Annotated in this window: 6 protein-coding genes; 4 read left to right on the top strand and 2 right to left on the bottom strand. The window is 76.9% G+C overall.

All coding sequences use genetic code 11. From position 1 onward, the window contains the following. The first annotated feature begins 268 nt into the window (after positions 1-268). Both DT057_RS33545 and DT057_RS33540 read left to right on the top strand, forming a co-directional pair. Positions 269-589: a GCG_CRPN prefix-to-repeats domain-containing protein gene (locus tag DT057_RS33545; RefSeq protein ID WP_407068154.1), complete on the top strand. Its 321-nt coding sequence runs from the start codon at positions 269-271 to the stop codon at positions 587-589. Between the two features lie 121 nt (positions 590-710). Further along, on the top strand, positions 711-1,997 hold the full coding sequence (locus tag DT057_RS33540) for a TAXI family TRAP transporter solute-binding subunit (protein ID WP_128566342.1): 1,287 nt from the start codon (positions 711-713) through the stop codon (positions 1,995-1,997). Positions 1,998-2,045: 48 nt separating this feature from the next. On the opposite strand, the gene DT057_RS33535 is transcribed toward DT057_RS33540, so the two are convergent. After that, positions 2,046-2,927, bottom strand: a complete 882-nt coding sequence (locus tag DT057_RS33535; RefSeq protein WP_128566341.1) for an aldo/keto reductase family oxidoreductase — start codon at positions 2,925-2,927, stop codon at positions 2,046-2,048. A gap of 94 nt (positions 2,928-3,021) precedes the next feature. On the opposite strand from DT057_RS33535, the gene DT057_RS33530 reads away from it, so the two are divergent. Then, positions 3,022-3,936 (top strand): LysR family transcriptional regulator, encoded by a 915-nt coding sequence (locus tag DT057_RS33530; protein WP_128566340.1) that lies wholly within the window; start codon positions 3,022-3,024, stop codon positions 3,934-3,936. Positions 3,937-3,997: 61 nt separating this feature from the next. On the opposite strand, the gene gcvA is transcribed toward DT057_RS33530, so the two are convergent. Then, positions 3,998-4,996 carry a transcriptional regulator GcvA gene (gcvA, locus tag DT057_RS33525; RefSeq protein WP_128566339.1) on the bottom strand — a complete coding sequence of 333 codons (999 nt, stop codon included), beginning with the start codon at positions 4,994-4,996 and terminating at the stop codon, positions 3,998-4,000. A 93-nt stretch (positions 4,997-5,089) separates the two neighbouring features. Here gcvA and DT057_RS33520 point away from each other — a divergent pair, with 93 nt between their 5' ends. After that, positions 5,090-6,322 (top strand): MFS transporter, encoded by a 1,233-nt coding sequence (locus tag DT057_RS33520; protein WP_128566338.1) that lies wholly within the window; start codon positions 5,090-5,092, stop codon positions 6,320-6,322. The last annotated feature ends 13 nt before the right edge of the window (positions 6,323-6,335 follow it).

Raw genomic sequence — 6,335 nt, 5'->3', positions numbered from 1 at the left:
TTCGCCGGCGCGCCAGCGCCGAGCAATTGCGCGCAGGTGTGATCCGGTCGCCGGAGCGCCCGCGCCCGCGGGCGACCGGCGGGCCGCCGGGACGGCCCCGTCCGGCGCTTCGGGCCCGGCCATCTGTCGAGTAATCGACACTCTTCTCGCTTGTGATTGTCGCGGCGAGACGCGAGGATTGTGGAGAACGCACGCAGCCGGGGGCAAGTCTTGGGTGTTCTCCGACCGCCCCGGGCGCCACTCCCGCGCGTCACCGCAGGAGGACACCGTGACGACCCGTTTCGCCTCGCTGCTCGCGGCCGGCGCCGCCCTCGCCGCCCTGCCGCTCGCCGGCGCGCAGGCCATGCCGATCGTGCGGGATCCCGCGGGCGCGGCGCCGGTCGCGCCGGTCGCCGGCGGCTGCGGACCCGGCCGCTGGCGCGGTCCCTGGGGCCATTGCCGGAGCACCCCCTACGTCGGCCCGCTGCCCGGCGGCTGGTACCAGGTCCGGGCCGGCAACGGCTGCCCTCCCGGCTACTGGCGCGGTCCCTGGGGCCATTGCCGCAACACGCCCTACCACGGCCCCCTGCCGGGCGGCGGCTGGCAGTAGGGGGAGCGCCGTTCGCGGACGCCCGGCGGGGCGTCGTGGCCGCGACGGGCGGTCCACGCGGGGCATCGCGGCGGGCGTCCGCGCCGGCCTGGTCGGCGGGAGCGGCGGCGATGAGGCGGCGATGAGGCGGCGCGGCGCCGCGCTCGTCGCCGCGATCCTCGTGGTCGCGGGCTCGGCGGGGCTCGCCCTGCTCGTCCACCTGCTCCTCGGCCTGCTCACGCTGAGCATCGCGGTCCCGGCGAGCGCGGACGGCCGGCGGGCCGCCTCGGCGCTCGCGCAGGTCTTCGCCGCCGACCATCCGCGCGTGCGGATCAGGACCGTGCCGGTGCCGGACCTGGCGGCGGCCGCGCAGGCGCTCGACGCCGGCGGAACGCCGCTCGCCATCGTGCGCAGCGACGCGGCGGGGCAGAACAGCCAGACGCTCGTCATCCTGCGCCGCGACGCCGCCGTGTTCGTCGCGCCCGGCGCCGGCGGCGTCGAGCGCGTGGAAGGCCTGCGCGGGCGCACGGTCGGGCTGCTCGACGGACGGCCCCTCGACGAGGGGCTCCTCGACCGCATCCTCCAGCACTACGCCGTGCCGCCGGGTGAGGTCCGGCGCCGGCGGCTCGCCCTCGACCGGGTGCCCGAGGCCGTCCGGCGCCGGGAGGTCGACGCCCTGTTCGTGGTCGCCCCGGCCGCGAGCGGCCTGTGGCTGTCGCTCTACGCGGCCCTGCGCAAGGCCGGCGCGGACCGGCCGCGGACCTTCGAGGTGGACGAGGCGGCGGCCATCGCCAGGGAGGACCCCGTCCTCGAGACGATCGACGTCCCGAAGGGGACGTTCCAGGGCTCGCTGCCGGCGCCCGGCGACGACATCACCACGCTGTCGGTGAGCTACCGCCTGGCCGCGCGCGCCGCGATGCCGGACTGGCTGGCGGGCGAGGTCACCCGCGAGATCCTGACGAACAAGGCCCGGCTCGCGGCCCTCGACCCGGGCCTCGCCGGCATCGAGGCGCCGGACCCCGACGACAAGGCGCAGGCGCTGCCGATCCACACCGGCACGGCCGCCTACCTGTCCGGCAACCTGCCGAGCCTGTCCGACCAGATGCAGGACGCGGTCTACTGGCTGGGCCTGGTGGCCAGCGGCGCCGCGTCGCTGGGCGCGGCGGGCGCCGCCCTCTACCGCCGCGTGCGCCCGCGCCAGCCGCCCACGCGCGTCATGCGCCTGCTGGAGATCTGGCTCGCCGTGCCGGCCGCGGACCCGGCCGACCTCGACGCCCTGGAGAGCGAGGCGGACGCGCTCGCGGCGACGACGATCCGGGCCGGGGCGCACGGGCGGGTGGAGAGCACCGAGATGCGGCTCGTCACGCTGCTCGTGTCCCACGTCCGCGAGGCGGTCCGGCGGCGCCGGGTGCCGGGCCACGCCGGCTGAGAGGGGCGCCCGCGCCCGCCGGAGGGCGGGCCGCCGGCGCCCGGCGGGTCAGCCCTGCCCGGGGGTGCCGGCGATCCGGTCGAGTTCCGCCGCGTCGCCGGGCGGCAGTTCCAGGCCGGCGGCGGCGAGGTTCTCGCGCAGGTGCCCGACCGACGACGTGCCGGGGATCAGCAGGATGTTGGGCGAGCGGCGCAGGAGCCAGGCGAGCGCCACCTGCATCGGCGTCGCGCCGAGTCCCGCGGCGACGCGCGTCAGGGTCGTCGACTGGAGCGGGCTGAAGCCGCCCAGGGGGAAGAACGGGACGTAGGCGATCCCGGCCGCCGCGAGGTCGTCGACGAGGGCGTCGTCGGCCCTGTGGGCGAGGTTGTAGGCGTTCTGGACGCACACGATGGTCGCGATCGCGCGCGCCTCCGCGACCTGCCGGGCCGTCACGTTGCTGAGGCCGATGTGGCGGACCAGCCCCTCGCGCTGGAGGTCGGCCAGGACGGCGAGCGGCGCCGCGATCGAGCCCTCGGCGGGACCGTGGGGATCGATCATGATGCGCAGGTTGACGACGTCGAGTGCCTCCAGGCCGAGGTTGCGCAGGTTGTCGTGGACCGCGCTCCTGAGTTCGTCGGGCGACCCTGCGGGGAGCCAGGACGCGTCCGCGCCCCGCCGCGCGCCGATCTTGGTGACGAGGACGAGACCGTCCGGGTAGGGGTGCAGCGCCTCGCGGATGAGCCGGTTGGTGACGTGCGGCCCGTAGAAGTCGCTCGTGTCGATGTGGTCGATGCCCCGCGCCACCGCCTCGCGCAGGACCGCGAGGGCGCCCTCCCGGTCCTTCGGGGGGCCGTACACCTGCGGCCCGGCCAGTTGCATCGCGCCGTAGCCGAGGCGCTTCACCGTGCGGTCGCCGAGGGCGAAGGTGCCGGCTCTGCCGATGTCGGTCATGGGGTCTCTCCATCGTGGTCGTGGGGGATGTAGACCCCGCCCGGCTGCGTGATAATGCGGGTCAATCGGCACGGGTTGTGCGAAAGGGCGGACAGTGGCGGCTGATCTCGGCGACCTCTCGGCCTTCGTCGCCGTCGCGCAGGCCGGCGGCTTCCGGGACGGCGCGCGCGCCACCGGCGTGAGCGCGTCGGGCCTGAGCGAAGCCGTCCGCAGGCTGGAGGCGAGGCTCGGCGTCAGGCTCCTCCACCGCACGACGCGCAGCGTGGCCCCGACCGAGGCGGGCGCGCGCCTGCTCGAGCGGCTGACGCCGGCCCTGGGCGAGGTCGCGGCGGCGCTGGATGTCGTGAACGGCTTCCGCGACCGCCCGGCCGGGACGCTCAGGCTCAACGTGCCGGTCAGCGCGGCGCGCCTCGTCCTGCCGGGCATCGTGCCGGCCTTCCTCGCGGCCTATCCGGACATCCGCCTCGACGTGGTCGCCGAGGACAGCTTCGTCGACGTGCTGGCGGCGGGCTGCGACGCCGGCATCCGCTACGACGAGCGCCTCGAGCAGGACATGATCGCGGTGCCGATCGGGCCGCGGGAGCAGCGCTTCGCCACGGCCGCGTCGCCGGCCTACCTCGCGCGCCGCGGTCGGCCCGGGCACCCCCGCGACCTGCTGGGCCACGCCTGCATCCGCGGCCGCTTCGCGAGCGGCGCGATGACCGCGTGGGAGTTCGAGCGCGACGGCGAGAGCGTGCGGGTCGACCCGAGCGGCCCGCTCGTCGTGCGCGTCGGCGGCGCCACCGACCTCGCCGTGGACGCGGCGGTCGCGGGGGTCGGCCTCGTCACGCTGTTCGAGGACTGGCTGCGGCCCCACCTCGACAGCGGCGCCCTGGAGCCGGTCCTGGAGCCCTGGTGGCCGCGCTTCCCCGGGCCCTTCCTGTACTATCCGGGCCGGCGCCACCTTCCGGCGCCCCTGCGCGCCTTCGTCGATTTCGTCGGCCGGCACCGCCCGGCGGCGAAGGGCTGACGCGGCCCGCCGCGTGCGCGGCCAGGACCCGGGCGGCGCGCGAGGGCCGCCCCTCCCCTCCTCACGCCTCGGCGGAGTGCCCGTCCCGGGCCGCGGCGCCGTGCGCGGCCTCGCCGGCACCCGGCGCCCCCGCGGCCTCCGCCACGGCCGGCGATCCCGGCCGGCGGGCGTGGCCCTCGCGCCCGGCGGCGGCGATCAGCCAGTCGCAGAACGCGCGCACGGTCGGGTCGTCGGCGTGCGGCTCGGGGACGAACGTGTAGTAGCTCCGCGCCGGCAGGGAGGGACCCGCGAAGGGGAGGACCAGCCGCCCGGCCGCCACGTCGTCGGCGACCAGCCGCTCCGGGCCCATCGCCACGCCCAACCCGTCCAGCGCGGCCTGGAGCGTCAGGTAGAAGTGCTCGAGCGTGACCGAGGCCTGCGGCTCCAGGTCCGGCACGCCGGCCGCGCGCAGCCACTGGGGCCAGACCTGGGGCAGCGTCGCGGCGTGCAGCAGGGTGTGGTGGCGCAGCTGCGCCGGCTCCCGCAGCGGCAGGCGGTGCAGCAGCGTCGGGCTGCAGGCCGGGATGCGCCGCTCGGACAGGAACGGCTGCCCGACATGGCCCGTGCGCGCATCCGGGCCGCCCCGGATGGCGACGTCGAACGGCTCCGCGATGTGCGGCAGGGGCACGTTCGAGGTCGTCAGCCGGACCTCGACGGCGGGATTGGCGAGCTGGAACCCGGACAGGCGCGGGATCAGCCAGCGCAGCGTGAAGGTGGCGAGCGCGTTGACGCGCAGCAGGCGCGGCCGCCCCCGCTCCACCTGGTGGGTGGTCGCGAGGGCGATGCGGTCGAGGGCGGCGCCGATCTCGGCGAGGTAGCCGCTCCCGGCCTTCGTGAGGACGACGCGCCGGTTGTGGCGCTCGAACAGCGGCAACCCCAGCCAGGATTCGAGCGCCTGCACGTGCCGGCTCACCGCGCCGTGGGTGACGCGCAGCTCGGCGGCCGCCCGGGTGAAGCTCGCGTGGCGGCCCGCCGCCTCGAAGGCTCTCAGGGCGTTCAGGGGCGGCAGGCGGCGGTGCACGTGTCAGGTTTCCTCACGCGAGCGTCAGCATAAGGCGTTTGTCAGCCGCGCGCGAGGGCGCCATCCTGTGAGGGAAACAACGTTGGAAGCAGGATGTCGCTCGCACCCGAGCTCACCGCGTCCCTGGAGGCGTCCCCCGGCCGCGAGGCGCGGCGCACGCTGCTCGCCGCCGGCCTCAACCATGCCCTGCACGACGGCTACACGGACCTGATCTACGTGCTCCTGCCGGTCTGGCAGGGGGAGTTCGGGCTCGGCTACGTCGCCCTCGCGCTCCTGCGCACCCTCTACACCGGCACGCTGGCGGCCTTGCAGGTGCCCTCCAGCCACCTCGCGCGCCACCTCGGCGCGCGCACCGTGCTGGTGTCCGGCACGCTGCTCAGCGCCGGCGGCTGGGCGCTCGCCGGCGCGTCGGGCGGCCTGCTCGGTCTCTGCGCCGCCCTCGCGCTCGGGGGGGCCGGCAGCAGCACGCAGCACCCCCTGGCCTCGGCGGTGATCGCCCGGGCCTTCGGGCCGTCCGCCCGCGGGCCGCTCGGCACCTACAACTTCGCCGGCGACCTCGGGAAGGCGACGGTGCCGCCCCTCGTCGGCCTCCTGCTGACGCTCTCGGACTGGCGCTCGGCGCTCTGGCTGATCGCGGGCGCGGGGGCCGGGGTGGCGCTCGGGGTCGCGCGCCTGCTGCCCCGCGACCCCGCCCCGCGGCGCGGCCCGCGGGACGATGCGGCGCCGGCGGCGAGGCACGGCGGCGGCGGGCGCCGCGACCGCTCCGGCTTCGGCCTCCTCGTCGCCATCGGCATGCTCGACAACGCCGCGCGCCCGGCCTTCCTGCTCTACCTGCCGTTCCTGCTCCAGGCGAAGGGCGCGGCGCTGACCACGGTGGGCATGGCGCTCTCGGCGGTCTTCGTCGGCGGCGCGCTCGGCAAGGCGGTCTGCGGCCGTCTCGGCGAGCGCTTCGGGGTGACCCGGACCGTGATCCTCACGGAGGCCGGAACCGCGGCGGCGATCCTGGCCGTGATCGTCCTGCCGCTCGCGCCCGCGCTCGTCGTGCTGCCGGTGCTGGGCGTCATGCTGAACGGCACGTCCTCGGTGCTGTACGGCCTGGTGCCGGACCTCGCGCCGGGCGACCGGGTCGAGCGCGCCTTCGCGGTGTTCTACACCTGCACCCTCGGGGGCAGCGCGCTCGCGGCGCCGCTGCTCTACGGGAGCCTCGGGGACCTGGCCGGGCCGGGCTGGGCGGCGACGGCGGCGGCGGCGACGGCCCTCGCGGTCGTGCCGGTCATGCTCGCCCTGTCGCCCCGCCTCGCGGCGGCCGCGCCGCGGGCGTCCTGATGCCGGGACCGGA

The sequence above is a fragment of the Methylobacterium crusticola genome (assembly GCF_003574465.1).
Classification (GTDB): domain Bacteria; phylum Pseudomonadota; class Alphaproteobacteria; order Rhizobiales; family Beijerinckiaceae; genus Methylobacterium; species Methylobacterium crusticola.
This window is presented reverse-complemented; position numbering and strand designations above follow the sequence as displayed.

Coding starts and splice junctions, on each gene's coding strand:
- DT057_RS33535 (WP_128566341.1), bottom strand. CDS start 2,927: ATGACCGACATCGGCAGAGCCGGCACCTTCGCCCTCGGCGACCGCACG.
- DT057_RS33540 (WP_128566342.1), top strand. CDS start 711: ATGAGGCGGCGCGGCGCCGCGCTCGTCGCCGCGATCCTCGTGGTCGCG.
- DT057_RS33520 (WP_128566338.1), top strand. CDS start 5,090: ATGTCGCTCGCACCCGAGCTCACCGCGTCCCTGGAGGCGTCCCCCGGC.